Consider the following 14,359-nt stretch of genomic DNA (forward strand, 5'->3'; position numbering starts at 1 on the left):
AGGAAACGCCCGGGCGCAAGGGGGCTGATCGGCGGATGTCGTCACGATCTCAGGTTGTGCCCACGGCGAGGCTGGCGGAGCCCCCCGCGCCGGTCCTGGAACCCCGCCCGCACCAGCGCGCGGCGCGCGCCGCGATCCTGGCCGCCCGGGCGGTGGGCCGGCCGGGCTTTCTCCTCGGCGACATGACCGGCCTCGGCAAGACGCTCTCGGCCTGGAGCGCGCTCGCCGCCATGCCGGAGCCGGAGGTGCTGATCCTCTGCCCCAAGGGCGCGATGCCGCAATGGCGCCGCACCATCGCGCTCTCGGGTCTCGCCCCGAAGGCCGTCACCCTGCTCAATTACGAGCGCACCAAGTCGCTGATGGCACCGCCCGCGGCGAGCACCCGACGCTCGACCCGGGCCAGGAACAACGAGCTCGCCAAGCACGGGCAGCTGAAGCGGAGCTGGCCTCTCGTCGTCTTCGACGAGAGCCACCGCATTCGCAACCCGTATGCCCAGCAGAGCCTCGTCTGCCGGCAACTCTCTGATGCGGCACGCTTTTCCATCTATCTCAGCGCCACCGCCGGGCAGGCCCCGCACGAGCTGTCCTATCTCGGGCGGCTCCTCGGCGCGGCGGTCGAGCGGCCGACCGAGAGCCTCGCGGAATTCCGCCTGCTGATGCAGCAGCTCAAGATCGGACGCGCCAAGGGCCGCTGGGTGAACTGGTCCTGGGAGGCCAATGCCCGCGATTGCGCCGTGATGGCGGACCTCCTCTACAGGGGTCCGCGCGCCATCGGGCTGCGGCGGCGCCCCGGCGACATCGCGGGCTGGCCCGAGGTCCAGCGCGAGCTCGCCCCCACTGCCCTCGGGCGCGACGAGCGCCGCCTCTACGACGCGACCTGGCGCGAGTTCCGCCGGGAATGGGGCCTCCTCGGGGGCAGCACCCGGCGTCCGGCCGGCTGGGCCGCGGATCTGCGCTTCCGCCAGAAGGCGAGCCTCCTGCGCACCGCCGGCAGCGCCGACTTCGCCGAACTGCTCCTCGAGGCCGACGAGCAGGTGGCGATCTCGGTGGCGTTCCTCGAGACCGGCACCGCCCTGGTCGAGACCCTGCGGGGCCGCGGCTGGCGGGTCGGCGCCATCAACGGCACGCAGGGCGGCGAGGAGAACGAGGCGGTCCGCCTCGCCTTCCAGGGGGGGGCCCTCGACGCGGTGGTGTTCACCGTCACCGAGTCGATCTCGCTCCACCGCAACGAGATGCCGGGGGGCGAGCGGGTCCGCGCGCTCCTCGTCCACGACATGCGCCACAGCGCGATCCAGCTCGCCCAGATCGAGGGGCGCTGCCACCGGGACGGCGAGGCCGCGACGATCTACTACGCCTTCGCGGAGGACACGGTGGAGGAGGCGATCGCCGCCACCGTGGTGCGGCGGATGCAGGCGATGGACGCGATGGCGGGCGAGGATACGGCACTTCTCGACACGATCATCGATTGCATGGATAGAGCCTGCGAGGAACGTCCATGACCCTGCGCGACCCCGGATCCGCCGAGACGGAGCCGGGCGCGCCCGCTCCGCGGACGGTCCCACCCGGACCAGCGCCCCGTCCGGACAGAGAAAGTAGCCCGATGGAACCTCCGGTCCCGATCACCTTCGAGCAGATCCGCGAGCGCGCCTACGAGTTGTGGGAGCGCAATCACCGGCCCGAGGGGCTGGAGATCCGGTTCTGGCTCCTGGCCGAGCGCGAGCTGAAGGCCGAGCGCGACCGCAAGCGGACCGAGGCGACGGAAGCCGGCGCCGAGACGGCCTCGGCGGAGGAGAATCCGGTGGAGCGGCGCGCCCGGAGCACCGCCGCGCGCTGAGCGGACTGGCTCCGGCGCACCGGCCGTGCGTTGATGCTCCGGTCGCCGCTCCGACGCCCCCGGGGAGGCCGGTGCGGGATCGACAGGGGGATCGATGGCCCGCAAGCGCGTTCAACTGACGGTTGATCTTCTGGTCGATGCCGTCGCCCGGCTGGGCCTCCCGCCACGCTCCGTCGACATCGAGGGCCTGCGCGCCCACCTCGAACTCCCCGAATTCGGCGGCACCGTCGACGATGCCCGCGTCGCCAGCGCCCTGCGGGCGATAGCGGCCCGGCGCGCTTTCGCGGAGCGCGGCGTCGCCGCGATCGCCCGGGCGGTGCCCGCCCTGAAGGCCGCGGCCACGAACGACAACCGCCTCGCCTGGACCATCCGGCTGGCGATCCCGCTCCTCGACGACGGCCGCATGGAGCTTCGCATCGAGACCGTGCCCGACGGCGCGGCCTCCGAGATCCTCGACGGCATGGCCGAGCGGAACGACGCGACTTGGCGCCTCGACGGGCTGCGCGAGGCCGTCAAAGCCGTCTCGGCGCAGGCGAGCCGCGCCCTGCGCAAGCCCGTCGACCGGCTGCGCGAGACCATCCTGGCGGACCTGCGCGAGGTCGGCGCCGACGCCGCCACCTATATCGAGCACATGGACCGGTCGCTGCGCTCGCGCCAGTTCCGCCTCGGTCCGAACCTCGCCCGCTCGCTGAGCGACACCCTGATCCCGGTCCGGCGACGCGCCAAGGTTGTGGCCCGCCAGGATTCGCGCCTGCGGCGCCTGCGCGATCAGGTCGGTTTCGGGGCCTATATCGAGACGTTCCGGACGGCCCGAAACCTCAACCGGCGCATCATCTTTCACATGGGCCCGACGAATTCGGGCAAGACCTTCGCAGCGCTCGCCGCGCTCACCGCGGCCAGAACCGGGACCTACCTCGCGCCGCTCCGTCTCCTCGCCCTCGAGAATTACGAGACCCTGGTGGAACGGGGCCTGACGGCCGGCATGGTGACGGGGGAGGAGGTGCTCGGCGCCGACAAGCCGACCCATACGGCGCGCACCATCGAGACCGCCGATCTGACGCGCGCCCTCGACGTGGCGGTGATCGACGAGATCCAGATGCTCGCCGACCCCGACCGCGGCTGGGCCTGGACCAACGCGCTGTTCGGCATCCCGGCCCGGACCGTGATCGTCTGCGGCTCGGACGACGCCCTGTCCTACGTGCGCCGCGCGGCCGAGGCCGCCAATGAGTCACTGGAAGTTGTAAATTTCGTACGCAAGACGCCCCTCGTCCTCCTCGACGAGGCCGTGCCCCTCGAGAAGGTCGAGCCCGGCGACGCCGTCGTGGCCTTCTCCCGCCGCGCCGTGCACGAGAATCGCGAGATCCTGGTCTCCCGCGGCCACAGCGTCGCGACGATCTACGGCGCGCTCTCGCCCGAGGTGCGGCGGGCGGAGGCCGCGCGCTTCCGCACCGGAGAGGCGAACGTCCTCGTCACGACCGACGCGATCGGGATGGGGCTCAATCTCGGGCCGCTGAAGCGGATCGTGTTCTCGGCAGTGCGCAAGTGGGATGGCACCGGCGAGCGCGCGCTGACGAACTCGGAGATCCGCCAGATCGCCGGGCGTGCCGGCCGCTTCGGCCACCAGGAGGTCGGCTACGTCGCGGCGACCGACGAGACCGGCATCGAGCCGATCCGGACCGCTCTCGGCGGCGCGCCGACGGCGCCCGCCGCCGATACCCGCTTCTTCGTCAGGCCCGACTTCATCGCGATCAATTCAGTGGCGCAGGAGATGCAGACCGACAGCCTCGCGGAGGTCCTGACGCATTTCGCCCGCGCGACCTTCTATGCCGGGTCTCCCTTCCAGCCCTCGGCGCTCGAGGAGATCCTCGAAGTCGCCCGCGTGGTCGACCGGGCGCGCCTGCCGATCCAGGAGAAGTTCGCCTTCTCGGTCTGCCCGATCGACCGGCGCGACGAGGTCTCGATGGGCCTGTTGGAGCGGTGGACGCAGGCGCGGGCCGGCCGTCTCACCGTGCCGGCGCTGCGGGCGAATCTCAGCGGGCAGCTCGATTATCAGGAGCGGACGGTGAAGCTCGCGAGCGCCTATCTCTGGTTGTCGCGTCGCTTCCCCGAAACCTTCGACGAGGTCGAGGCGATCCGCCAGATGCGCAGCCGCGCGAACGGCGTCATCGAGCAGCATCTGCGCGAGACCGCGACCCGCAAGGCGGAGCGACGGTCTCGGCGCGGTGCCGGAGCCCGCTAGGTCAGGCCGCGAAGGGCGCGAGGGTGATGCCGGCGCCTTCGAGGCGCTGCCGCACCGCGCGGGCCGTCGACACCGCGTGCTGGGTATCGCCGTGCACGCAGATCGAGCGGATCGGCGTGCGGAGCCGCCGTCCGGATGCGGTGATGATCGCCCCTTCCTCAACCATCGCGAGCACACGGCTCGCCGCTTCCTCGGCGGCATCGATCATCGCCCCTGGATCACCGCGCGCGATCAGCTGACCATCCTCGGTGTAGCCGCGATCGGCGAAGATCTCCTGGTGCACCGCGAGGCCGGCAGCCTCGCCGGCCGCCACCTGGGCCGACAGGGCGATGGCGAGGAGCGCGAGCCCCGGGTCGACGGCCCGCACGGCCTGGGCGATCGCCTCTGCGACCTTCGGCTCCGCCGCCGCGAGGTTGGCCAGGGCCCCATGCGCCTTCACGTAGGAGATGCGATGGCCCGCATAGGCCGCGAGCGCCTGCGCCGCGCCGACCTGATAGGCGACAAGGTGCTCGATCTCGGGTGCGCTGAAGGGGATCCGGCGCCGCCCGAAGCCCCAGAGATCGGGAAAGCCCGGATGCGCTCCAACCGCGACGCGCCTGGTCTTGGCGAGCGCGAAGGCCGTCGCCATGATCTCCGGGTCCCCAGCATGCAACCCACAGGCGACATTGGCCGACGTCACCACGCCGAGCATCGCCGCGTCGTCGCCGCAGCGATAGCTGCCATAGCCCTCGCCGAGATCGGCATTGAGATCGACGCTCGGCATGGTTTCTCTCCCTTCGTCCGGGACGGGGCCGCCCGCCATCAGGCGGAGGCCGGCGCCGCGATCGGCTTTGCTGACACGGTTTCGCCGTCCGCCTCAAGCTCCCGGCCGGCGGTCTCGGGCAGCATCAGCGCCGACACGATCACCAGGAGATAGCCGGCGACCGCCATCGTTCCGATGGCGACCCCGAGTGTCAACGTGGCGCTGAGGTAGCCGACGAGCGCGGGGCAGACGGCACCGACCGCGCGCCCGAAATTGTAGCAAAAGCCCTGGGCGGAGCCTCGCACCCGGCTCGGGAACAGCTCGCTCAGGAAGGCGCCCATGCCGGAAAACACGCCCGAGAGGAAGAAGCCGAGGGGAAAGCCGAGGAACAGCATCGATGTGTCGGTGATCGGGATCAGCATGTAGATCGACACCAGGGCCCCCGCGCAGGCGCCGAACAGGATGAAGCCTTTGCGGCGGCCGATGCGATCGGACAGGTAGGCGCTGGTCAGGTACCCGATGAACGAGCCGAGGATCAGGACGAGGAGGTAGCTGCTGGTGTTCAGCACGGAGAGGTTGCGCTCCGTCTTCAGGTAGGTCGGTAGCCACGTCGTCACCGAGTAGTAGGCGCCCTGCATCCCGGTCGCCAGAAGGCTCGCCAGGATCGTGCGGCCGATCAGATCGCGCGAGAATATGTCGAGGAAGTTGCCCTTGTCGCCGGTCTTCGCCATGCGCGCCCGCGTCTCGCGGTAGACCACCGGATCCTCGATGTTGCGGCGGATATAGAAGATCAGCACGGCCGGCAGCGCGCCGAGCCAGAACAGGATCCGCCAGGCGAGTGCCGGCTCGACGAAGGCGAAGACCGCCCAGTAGGCGATGGCGGCCATGCCCCAGCCGACGGCCCAACTGCTCTGCACGAGGCCGACGGCCTTTCCGCGATAGCGCGCCTGGATGGCCTCCGCGATCAGGACCGAGCCGACCGACCACTCGCCGCCGAAGCCGAGCCCCTGCATGGCTCGGGTGACGAGCAGTTGCTCGTAGGATTGCGTGAAGCCGCTGAGCACCGTGAAGACGGTGAACCACGCAACCGTGACCTGCAGGATCAGCACCCGTCCGTAGCGGTCGGCGAGGACACCCGCGAGCCAGCCGCCGATCGCCGAGGTGACCAGAGCGGCGGTCGCGATGTTGCCCGCCTCCGTCTTCGTCAGACCCCAGACCGCGGTCAGGGTCGAGATCATGAACGTGTAGACCATGTAGTCGAACGCATCGACGCCGTAGCCCGCGAACGCCGCGGTGAGGACCTTGCGCTCCTCGGTGTTCGTGTCTCTCAACCACATCGTTGCTCTCCTGGCGGATGGTTCACGCGGGTCGCCAGGCGTGCTGGTGCCGGGCGGCGGCACTTCAGGCGAAGGGAAGGTCGCGGTTGAGGAGATCGGTGATCAGCATGTGCCCGGGAGAGTGGGTGATGCAGAGAGCCGGCTCCGCCGCCATCACGACCGCTTGCGGCGTGACTCCGCAGGCCCAGAACACCGGAACCTCGTCGGCCTCGATCGCGACGGCATCTCCGAAATCCGGCCGAGCGAGGTCCGTGATGCCGATCAGGCGCGGGTCGCCGAGGTGGACCGGCGCCCCATGCACGGCCGGCATCCGCGCGGTGACCTGCACGGCGCGGATCGCGTCGGCGGCCTTCATCGGGCGCATGGAGACGACGAGGGGACCGTGGAAGGCACCGGCCGGGTTGGTCGGGATGGTGGTTCTGTACATCGCCACGTTGCGCCCCTGCGCGACGTGGCGGAGCGGGATGCCGGCTGCGAGCAGCGCCTCCTCGAAGGAGAACGAGCAGCCGAGCACGAAGCTGACGAAGTCGTCCCGCCAGAGGCTCGACACGTCCGAGCGTTCGCAGACGAGGCGCCCATGTTCGTAGACGCGGTAATCCGGCACGTCCGTGGCGATGTCGAGATCGGCCCCGAGGGCTGGAAGATCGCGGGCGCCCGGTGCCGAGACCGCGAGGAGGGGGCAGGGCTTCGGGTTCTGCTGGCAGAAGCGCAGGAAGTCGCCCGCGAGCGCTGCCGGCAGGATCACGAGGTTCCCCTGCACATGCGCCGGCGCCAGCCCGACCGTATGGCGGTCCCACTCGCCGCGGCGTATGGCCCGCCGCGCCTCACGCGCCGTCGCGAAGGGCGCGACAGCACCCGCCGGGGCGGGATCGGGGGGGCTGGCGACGGGATGGTTCATCGGTGTCTCCACAATCACAGGTTCATCCGACCACGCCGTCGATCAGGTTGAGACCGAGCAGGTATTCGGAGCTGAATTCGGTGCGGATCACCGGCGTGAGGCCGACCGCCTTCGCGAGCGCGTCCCGCTCCGCACGCCGGGCAGCGACTGCATCCTCGACGGAGACCGCGAAAATGTGCAGGACGGTGCCGGCTTGAGCCTGGGCCAGTCGGCCGAGATCGGCGCCGATCACGGTCGCGATCTTCGGGTAGCCGCCGGTCGGCTGCCGATCCGCCATCAGGATGATGGGCGAGCCGTCGCCCGGTACCTGGATCGCCCCCATCGCGATGCCGTCGGAGACGATGTTGAAGTCTCCGGCATGCTTCAGCTTCGGACCGGAGAGGAAGCAGGCCATCCGATCGCCCCGAGCCGTCACGGTCCAGGGTTGTGCCAGGAAGGCCTCGATCTCGGTCTGGGGGAAGTAATCGGCCTGCGGTCCGAGCACGACGCGGATCCGCTCCACTGGGCGCTCGAGCCAGGGCGCCTCGATGCGCGCCGGGTCGCCGACGCGCGCGCGTACTTGAGCCACAGGGATGACGTCACCGGGTCGGAGCGCGCGGCCCTCAAGGCCGCCGAAACCCGAACGCGTGTGGGTGGCCGTCGAGCCGAGGGTGCCGGCGACGTCGATCCGGCCTGCAACCGCAAGGTAGCACCAGGCGCCGCTGCGTCCGGCCCTGATCGTCAAGACGGCGCCGGGCCGCACCGTCAGCGCGGTCGCCCCCGGCAACGGGCGTCCGTCGAGGTCGATCCGAAAGGAACCACCGGCGATCGCGACGTCGACAGGGGCTTGCTCGGCGGCCATGGACAACCCGCCGAGCGAGATCTCGATCGCCGTGGCACCGCCCGGATTGTCGAGGGCCCGGTTGGACGTGGCGTGAGCGAGCGGATCCATCGGGCCGGCCGGCGTGATGCCGTAGCGCATGAAGCCGTGCCGGCCGGAATCCTGCAGCGTGGCACCGCCGCCGGTGGCGAGAATGCGAAGGCGCGCGTCGGTCATCGACGTCAACCGGTAGCCCGGGCGATCACCTCGCCCGAAGCGGCGCGACGATCGAGATCCACGAAGGTCGCAGCATCGATCGCCTCGAACCGGAGGTTATCGCCCCCTTCGATCAGAAAATTCGGATCGCGTGTCTCGAAGAACAAACGCTCGGGCGTCCGCGCGACGACGTACCAGCCCGTGGGCATCGGGAAGGTTCCGACGGCAGCGAGACCACCGCCGATGAGAAGAGCGCCCTGCGGGTGCGGCGCCCTCGGGCTGGCCCGGCGGGAGACGGCAAGCTCGGCGGGCAGACCGCCCAGATAGGCGAACCCCGGAGCAAAGCCGTACATGTAGACCCGGTATTCCGCCGTCCGATGCAACTCGGCCATGCGCTCCGCCGCGAGACCGGCGATCCCCGCCACCTCGGCGATGTCTTCGGCAAATTCGGGGTCGTAGCAGCAGGGCAAGATCCAGGTTCGGCCCGGGGCCCGCGCGGCTCCGTCTTGAGCCAACGTTTCCTCGACGAACCCGACGAGTTGCCCGCGCGCGAGCACGAGCGGATCGTAGTGGATCATCAGGGACCGGTAGGTCGGCACCGACTCGGTCAGTCCCCGCGGCGGGTCGTTCCGAAGCGCCGTATCGAGGGCGAGGACGCGATCGTTGATCGCTGGATCGACCGTGCTGCCGAATTCGACCACGAGGGCCGCCTCGCCCGCGTCGAGAAAGCGCGGCGCCGGCCGCTCAGGTTCTGCTGCTGGTGGCATCATTGCGCACCTCGAGGTTGCAAAGGCTGGGGACCGCGCGGAATGCCCGCTCTATCGGGGAGATCGAATCCCGATGCCTCTCGATCCGGCACTGTCACATCGTGTTCGAATCCACGCCAATCGTGATTGCGAATGGGTGCCGATAAGCTCTGTTTATCGCTCACAAGGCGACGCGGCGACCTCCTGCGCGATGCGCGCGGCCTCTTCGACGAGGTGGTAGTCGGGCCGGCTCGCGTAGGTTGCCGTGAAGGAAATGGGTGACAGGTTCGCGGTCGTCGGCAGGACATGGAGTTCACCCGCGGCGATCTCGCGTTGGACCACGTCCGGCGGGATCAGGCAGATCCCGAACCTCTCGACCGTCATCTTGATGATCGTCGCGAGCGAGGCGCTGGTGTGGATCTGCGGTGGCGGGTGGTTCGCCCGCAGGATCAGATCCCGCAACTCCACGTAGGGGCTGGTATTTTTCGGATAGGTGATCAGCGGAAAGCGCAGCAAGTCGGGCAGATCGAGCGTCTCGCCAGCCTCGACCAGCTGCGGCGAGGCGATCCAGGAGACGCCGACACTGCAGAGGGGGCGATTGACGAGGTTCGGCAGGGTGATGGGCCCGACGAGGAGCGCTAGATCGATGTCGTTGTTCAGGAGCGCCGCCTGCATGTTCGGCGAGATGTCGACGGCGATGTCGACGCTCACGCCCGGAAAGGCCGCCCGCATGCGCTCGACGAACCGCATCAGCCAAGTCTGGACGATGGTCTCCGAGACGCCGAGCCGCAATGTCCCGATCAGCGCGCTGGGACTCGCCAGGGTCGTCACCATCTCGGCGCGAAGCGCCAGGAACCGCTCGGCGTAGCGCAACAGGGCCCGCCCCTTGTCGGTCAGCGCCACGTCGCGGGTGCGGCGTTCGAGCAGTGGTCCGAACTCATGCTCGAGCGCCGCGATCCTCTGCGACACGGCTGGCTGCGTGGTGTTCACCTGTTCGCTGGCGCGCCGGAAGCTCGAGAACGTCGCCACCCAGTAGAAGATTTCCAGGCTCCGCAGGTCCGCCATCGCACCATCGATTTCTCATTTGCCAGACGCGTGATGCAGCGTCCGAGCCAGGCGTGTTAGGGCGGAGTGTGACGGAGACGGCGAGAGGTGAGGAGGGTTTGTGTCCCGTCCCATGAATGCGGTGGGGCGACGGCGTGTGTGCCGCCCCGCCACTACCTGTGACCTGCATCACGGTCGGCGATGCCTCGCCGGTCCATATCCGTGTCCGCGACCTCGCGGTGCGATCCTCTGAACACAGCGCGAACGTCAAACCTGACGCTCCGCGATGCAGACGCCGCGGTCCTCGATGTTGCAGTGCTGTCGACGGATCGTCGAAGCCGACCCTTGGATCAAGATCTGGAGTTGCGCCATGTTCGGTTTCTTCAAGCGGTCATCACAAGCACAATCGGCCCGCCGCGTCACGGAGGTCGGTTGGGCGATCACCGACCCGAAGGCGGCCCTCATCTGGGACGATCCGGAGCCGTTCCGTCGCGACCTGCCGCGGGCGGCCTCGGCCAAATCCGTCCAGGGCTGCCCGGCGGCGATCGACTTCGATTCGCGCCACATCATGATCCGTTGCCCGGTCGACCTGAACCTGCGCATCCGACTGGAGGAAGGACAGGCGCCGGTGCTGGAGAACGCGGACGGGGCTCGCAGCACCATCCGTCCCAAGCAGATCGGCCAGATGGTCAGCATCGTGAACCCGGCGGAATGGCGCCATCCGAAGCGCCCGATCCTGCAGATCATCACGCCCTACATCTTCCTGGCCGACGAAGTCGCGTATCTCAACCAGGTGCCGCCCTATCTGGACTACCTGCCCGATCCGCTTCCCGGTGTCCTGATCAGCGGGCGCTTCCCGGTCCATGTCTGGCCGCGCCCGCTGATGTGGGCGTTCGAGTGGCATGACACCTCGAAGAACCTCGTTCTGCGGCGCGGTCAGCCCTGGTTCTACGTGCGGTTCGATACGCCCGATCCCTCGAAGGCGACGCGGCTCGTGGAGGCTGAGATCACCGCGCCGGTGCAGCGCTACATCGACGAGATCAGCGGCGTGACCAATTACGTCAACCGCACCTACGCGCTGTTCGAGCGGGCCAAGAAGCGGCGTCCGGAGCAACTGCTCGTGCCGCGGGGCGGCCGCAAGGCGACGCGGTCGGCGGGGAAGTGCCCGGTTGCGGCGTGAGAGGATTTATGCGACAGCGAGTTCTCTCTCGCCGGGCCCAGGGCGTAGCGGGAGAAACGTTGCCAGATTGCAGTGGAATTCGGTTCGCCGTCCACTCCGGTTGCGGCAATGGACGGTTGGTTTGGCGAAGTAGCTCAGTTGGTTAGAGTACCGGCCTGTCACGCCGGGGGTCGCGGGTTCGAGCCCCGTCTTCGTCGCCAATCCTCACGAGCCGGGCTTAGCGGGTAGGTCCCGCTCGTTCCAAGACGGCGCGAGACCGAGGTTCAGATCAACATCTGACAGTGTCGGCAAGCCGCGCCCTCCGGTCAGCCCATTCTCACCGTGATCAACTCGGCTGAGACGCATCGATCTGAACGCAGCCGGATTCGCACCGTGCTTCGGGTCGAGCGAGCGCATTCGATGGGCCAAGCCCGCCCTGTGTGACCCCACTCACGGACCCTCCGATCCCAGTCCTTACAAGAAGGGCATCCCAGTCGACACGGGTGCCCGGTTTCAGAATCGCAGCCGCCACAGGTCTGCGCCGGGTCCGCCCTGGTCAGACCCATCCCGGAAGTGGAGCGCGGCGCGATGAAACCGAATGTCCCCGAACTTGGTGCGGCCCTCACGACCTGCCGCCCGGCTCTCGTCAGCCTCGTGGTGGTCAGCGGCCTACTGAGTATCCTCTACCTCACCGCCTCCTTTTTCATGCTGGTCATCTCCGACCGCATCCTCCCGAGTCGATCGGTGCCATCGCTCGTCGGGCTCGTTCTTCTCGCGATGATGCTCTACGCCTTCCAGGCGGCGCTCGAATCCCTGCGCGGCCGCATCCTGACGCGCATCGCGGCCGTCCTCGACGATTGCCTGAGTAAGCGGGTCTTCCACGTGATGGTGCGTGGTGCGCTCGGCGGATCGGCGCCCGGCAACGGGTACTTGCCCCTGCGGGACCTCGACCAGCTGCGCGCCTTCCTCGGCAGTTCTGCGCCGGCCGCGCTCTGCGATCTGCCCTGGATGCCGCTCTATTTCGGGATCTGCTTCCTGTTCCATCCGCTGATCGGATTGGCGACCGTGGCAGGCGCTCTGCTCCTCGTCGGCATCACGGTGATCGCTGATCGCATGACCCGGGGGCCGTCCCGGATCGCGAGCGAGCACGGGCAACGTCGCAGCACGGTGACGGATGCTGGTTGCCGGAACGCCGACGTGCTGATCGCGATGGGCATGCAGGACCATTTCGCGGCCCGCTGGGAGGATGCGAACCAGAACTATCTCCTGTCGCAGCAGAGCGTCGCCGATGTCGCGGGCTGGTCCAGCGCCGTTTCCAAGGCCGCTCGCATGGCGCTGCAATCGGGCGTCCTCGCGATCGGTGCCTACTTGGTCATCCACGACAGGAGTTCGCCCGGCATCATCGTTGCGTCCTCGATCCTGCTCGGGCGCGCCCTCGCGCCGCTCGACGCCACGATCGCGAACTGGAAGGGCGTCGTTGCCGCTCAGCAGAGCTGGAGCCGTTTGACCGCGATGCTGGCGAAGAACCCGCAGGCGCAACGCAGCACCGCACTCGCGGCCCCCATGCACCTCATCAAGGTCGAGGGGCTGAGCGTGGCGCCGCCGAGCAGCACGCGCCTGACGGTGCGGGATGTCGGCTTTACCGTGAAAGCCGGACAGGCCCTCGCCGTCACGGGGCCGAGCGGGTCGGGGAAGTCGACCCTGGTGCGGGCGCTCGTCGGGATTCTGCCGGCCGCGCGCGGAAGCATCCGGCTCGATGCCGTGCCGGTGTCGCAATGGGCCGCGGCCGAGCTCGGTCGCCATATCGGTTACCTGCCCCAGGAAGTCTCGCTCTTCGCCGGGACGGTGGCGCAGAACATCGCGCGCTTCGCACCCGATGCGACCCGCGCCGCGATCGAGGAGGCGGCCAGGCAGGCCGGTGTCCACGACCTCATCCAGCGCCTACCGGAAGGCTACGACACCGAACTCGGGGAGGGGGGCGTCGGGCTATCGGGCGGGCAACGACAACGGATCGGATTGGCCCGCGCGCTTTACGGTTCACCCTTCCTCCTCGTTCTCGATGAGCCGAATGCCAGCCTCGACGGCGACGGCGACACGGCTTTGACCGACGCGATCCTGAGAGTTCGGGCGCGGGGCGGCATCGTGATCATCGTCGCTCACCGGATGAGTGCACTGGCAGGCGTCGACCTGATGCTGTCCCTGGAGGCGGGTGAGATCCAGGCGTTCGGCCCCAAGGACGAGGTCCTGCGCCGGATCCGCCGACCGGCCGTGCCGCAGGCGAATGCGGCGCAAGCTGAGCGCCCTCTCCCCCGTTCTGCTGGCCAAGCGCCGATGCGAATCGTCGAGAGCGCCTGAGACCCACATCCGTCCGCGAGGGTCGGCACGGAGCGGCAGTGACGTCGTGATGGAGCGTCCAAATGGTCGAGGAGCCGGAAGAGGCTCCTCGACCATTTTTGCTTTCCCGTTCCTACAGAGAATCTAGCCTGTTCGTCCGACGACACAGTCCTGCACTTCTTGCTTCTTCGACCTCAACTTGCTCGGTGTCTGTGTTCCGGCCCATGACGGCTGCCGCTCGCGCATGGCGCGACATCGCCTGCAATCTGCGACGCGCTGAGGATCCGAGACGCGCGCGGAGGGAGGCACGCTCCCCTGCATCGATCCCCGGACAACGAGGCATCGGTATCGCGGGAAGAAAACGGTCGGGTTCAGACAGCACGGCGAAATTTCGCGCAAGAAGCCCGCCCTCGAAACATGCGTGACGCAAATCACAGTAAAGGCGCGCGATCCGTCTTAGAACACACTCGACTTCGACGGAGAGATCCTCCCGAACGGGTCAAAGAAATCCCGGTCGTAAATCTTCGATTTTACGATCTCATCGAAACATCACGCAGCGATCAGCTGCTGTTTATCAGCGAATGGAGCAGGACAATGGACAAGATCTATGGCGGTGACGGCAACGACACCATCTACGGCGGCGCCGGCGATGATGTGATCTACGGTGGTGGCGGCAACGACACCATTTACGGCGGTGGTGGACACGACACCATCTACGGCGGCAAGGGTGACGACAAGATCTACGGCGGAAAGGGCGACGACAACATCTACGGTGGCAAGGGCAACGACACCGTCTATGGCGGCAAGGGCGACGACACCATCCACGGCGGAAAGGGTGACGACACCCTCTACGGCGGCAAGGGCAACGACACCATCGATGGCGGAAAGGGCAACGACACCGTCTATGGCGGCAAGGGCGACGACACCATCCACGGCGGAAAGGGTGACGACACCCTCTACGGCGGCAAGGGCAACGACACCATCGATGGCGGGAAGGGCAACGACACCGTC

The 14,359-nt window shown here is 68.4% G+C and carries 12 protein-coding genes and 1 tRNA gene; 7 read left to right on the forward strand and 6 right to left on the reverse strand.

The genetic code is table 11. From position 1 onward, the window contains the following. Positions 1–56 precede the first annotated feature (56 nt). The 3 genes from F6X51_RS23375 (at position 57) to F6X51_RS23385 (ending at position 4,073) form a co-directional block, all read left to right on the forward strand. Entirely contained in the window at positions 57–1,499 is a 1,443-nt protein-coding gene (locus F6X51_RS23375; protein ID WP_246696981.1) for an SNF2-related protein, read from the forward strand. Positions 1,500–1,600: 101 nt separating this feature from the next. Then, a complete protein-coding gene (locus F6X51_RS23380) occupies positions 1,601–1,834 on the forward strand; it encodes a DUF2934 domain-containing protein (protein ID WP_150966077.1) in 234 nt (77 codons plus the stop codon). Between the two features lie 94 nt (positions 1,835–1,928). Further along, positions 1,929–4,073: a helicase-related protein gene (locus tag F6X51_RS23385; protein WP_150966078.1), complete on the forward strand. Its 2,145-nt coding sequence runs from the start codon at positions 1,929–1,931 to the stop codon at positions 4,071–4,073. A 1-nt stretch (position 4,074) separates the two neighbouring features. Here F6X51_RS23385 and F6X51_RS23390 read toward each other — a convergent pair whose 3' ends face one another. From F6X51_RS23390 to F6X51_RS23415, 6 genes are all read right to left on the reverse strand, one after another. After that, positions 4,075–4,836 (reverse strand): LamB/YcsF family protein, encoded by a 762-nt coding sequence (locus F6X51_RS23390; RefSeq protein ID WP_150966079.1) that lies wholly within the window; start codon positions 4,834–4,836, stop codon positions 4,075–4,077. 38 nt (positions 4,837–4,874) lie between these two features. Continuing rightward, a complete protein-coding gene (locus F6X51_RS23395) occupies positions 4,875–6,152 on the reverse strand; it encodes an MFS transporter (RefSeq protein ID WP_150966080.1) in 1,278 nt (425 codons plus the stop codon). Between the two features lie 64 nt (positions 6,153–6,216). Beyond that, the gene (locus F6X51_RS23400; protein WP_150966081.1) at positions 6,217–7,050 is read right to left on the reverse strand and encodes a putative hydro-lyase; all 834 of its coding nucleotides are present in this window, start codon (positions 7,048–7,050) and stop codon (positions 6,217–6,219) included. A 22-nt stretch (positions 7,051–7,072) separates the two neighbouring features. After that, positions 7,073–8,086, reverse strand: coding sequence for a 5-oxoprolinase subunit C family protein (locus F6X51_RS23405; RefSeq protein ID WP_150966082.1), 1,014 nt, complete (start codon positions 8,084–8,086; stop codon positions 7,073–7,075). Positions 8,087–8,091: 5 nt separating this feature from the next. Then, positions 8,092–8,832: a 5-oxoprolinase subunit B family protein gene (locus F6X51_RS23410; protein WP_150966083.1), complete on the reverse strand. Its 741-nt coding sequence runs from the start codon at positions 8,830–8,832 to the stop codon at positions 8,092–8,094. Positions 8,833–8,985: 153 nt separating this feature from the next. After that, positions 8,986–9,876, reverse strand: a complete 891-nt coding sequence (locus F6X51_RS23415; RefSeq protein WP_150966084.1) for a LysR family transcriptional regulator — start codon at positions 9,874–9,876, stop codon at positions 8,986–8,988. Positions 9,877–10,225: 349 nt separating this feature from the next. Between F6X51_RS23415 and F6X51_RS23420 the strand changes: the two genes are divergently transcribed. The 4 genes from F6X51_RS23420 to F6X51_RS23435 form a co-directional block, all read left to right on the forward strand. Next, positions 10,226–11,035: a hypothetical protein gene (locus tag F6X51_RS23420; RefSeq protein WP_150966085.1), complete on the forward strand. Its 810-nt coding sequence runs from the start codon at positions 10,226–10,228 to the stop codon at positions 11,033–11,035. A gap of 123 nt (positions 11,036–11,158) precedes the next feature. Further along, a tRNA-Asp gene (locus F6X51_RS23425) sits at positions 11,159–11,235 on the forward strand. Between the two features lie 367 nt (positions 11,236–11,602). Beyond that, complete coding sequence (locus tag F6X51_RS23430; protein ID WP_150966086.1) at positions 11,603–13,369, forward strand: type I secretion system permease/ATPase; 1,767 nt, start codon at positions 11,603–11,605, stop codon at positions 13,367–13,369. 573 nt (positions 13,370–13,942) lie between these two features. Further along, a partial coding sequence (locus tag F6X51_RS23435; RefSeq protein ID WP_150966098.1) for a calcium-binding protein occupies positions 13,943–14,359 on the forward strand: 417 nt, incomplete at its 3' end.

The organism is Methylobacterium planeticum, from assembly GCF_008806345.1.
GTDB lineage: Bacteria > Pseudomonadota > Alphaproteobacteria > Rhizobiales > Beijerinckiaceae > Methylobacterium > Methylobacterium planeticum.

Bases quoted from the DNA above. Each gene is read 5' to 3' on its own strand.
- F6X51_RS23400 (WP_150966081.1), bottom strand. From the start codon at position 7,050: ATGAACCATCCCGTCGCCAGCCCCCCCGATCCCGCCCCGGCGGGTGCT.
- F6X51_RS23380 (WP_150966077.1), top strand. From the start codon at position 1,601: ATGGAACCTCCGGTCCCGATCACCTTCGAGCAGATCCGCGAGCGCGCC.
- F6X51_RS23405 (WP_150966082.1), bottom strand. From the start codon at position 8,086: ATGACCGACGCGCGCCTTCGCATTCTCGCCACCGGCGGCGGTGCCACG.
- F6X51_RS23420 (WP_150966085.1), top strand. From the start codon at position 10,226: ATGTTCGGTTTCTTCAAGCGGTCATCACAAGCACAATCGGCCCGCCGC.
- F6X51_RS23385 (WP_150966078.1), top strand. From the start codon at position 1,929: ATGGCCCGCAAGCGCGTTCAACTGACGGTTGATCTTCTGGTCGATGCC.
- F6X51_RS23390 (WP_150966079.1), bottom strand. From the start codon at position 4,836: ATGCCGAGCGTCGATCTCAATGCCGATCTCGGCGAGGGCTATGGCAGC.
- F6X51_RS23415 (WP_150966084.1), bottom strand. From the start codon at position 9,876: ATGGCGGACCTGCGGAGCCTGGAAATCTTCTACTGGGTGGCGACGTTC.
- F6X51_RS23430 (WP_150966086.1), top strand. From the start codon at position 11,603: ATGAAACCGAATGTCCCCGAACTTGGTGCGGCCCTCACGACCTGCCGC.
- F6X51_RS23395 (WP_150966080.1), bottom strand. From the start codon at position 6,152: ATGTGGTTGAGAGACACGAACACCGAGGAGCGCAAGGTCCTCACCGCG.
- F6X51_RS23410 (WP_150966083.1), bottom strand. From the start codon at position 8,832: ATGCCACCAGCAGCAGAACCTGAGCGGCCGGCGCCGCGCTTTCTCGAC.